The following is an 803-nucleotide window of genomic DNA, read 5'->3' on the forward strand; positions in this document are numbered from 1 at the left end:
GCCCGTACTGCCGGCCAGGTGCGCGCCGCCCTGGAGAAGGCCGGGACGCCGATCGGTGCCTACGATCTGCTGATCGCCGGGCAGGCGCTGCGGCGCGGGCTGACAGTTGTCACGGCGAACACCTCGGAGTTCAGCCGGGTCACCGGCCTGAGCTGGGAGGACTGGACGAGCTAGCCGTCGCCAGCGCCCGCTGTCAGGCTGTCCTCGGCTGTGCGCCGGGGGGTGTTGATCCCAGCTGGCTGAGGTCGAGCTCGACCTCGCCTCCGCCTTGGAAGGCGACCACGATCCGCACGTGGCCACCGATGGCTTCCAGGTAGGCCCGCAGGGTCGACAGCAACAGGTCGTGCCGCTGTTCTGTCTTCGCCACGGCCGCCTGGCTGACGCCGAGCTGCCGGGCGAGTTCGGTCTGGGTGAGATCCGCCGCCCGCCGGATCGCGGCCAGTCCCATGGCGTAGGCGCGGTCCGCGTCGCGCATCTCCGCACGGGCGGAGTCGACCTGGTCGGCGAGATCGGTCCGTTCGCGCAGGCGCCGGACCCGTTCGTCACCGGAGACGAACGTCTCGGTGCCGCGGCTGGTGGTCATGTCTCCTCCTGTCCGTGCTCGCGAAGCCACTGATCCACAAGTGCCTCGCCGCGGACGGCCGCGCTGGAGTACCAGACGTCGCCGTGTCTGGCCTTGTCGAAGCCGACAAGCGCGATCGCCACAGTCGCTTCATCCGGGAACCAGCAGACGATCCGTACGGCGGCCTGCTTGTCGAAGGGATGGCTGACCCGTCACAGCTCGTGCCGGCGCGCCTGGCGTA

1 protein-coding gene is annotated in these 803 nt (G+C 70.1%); it reads right to left on the reverse strand.

Annotated elements, in window-relative coordinates:
* Positions 1-193: 193 nt before the first annotated feature.
* Positions 194-583, reverse strand: a complete 390-nt coding sequence (locus AC5LUJ_RS22520) for a helix-turn-helix domain-containing protein (RefSeq protein ID WP_493465698.1) — start codon at positions 581-583, stop codon at positions 194-196.
* Positions 584-803: the final 220 nt, after the last annotated feature.

Source organism: Protofrankia sp. CiP1_Cm_nod3 (genome assembly GCF_982290655.1).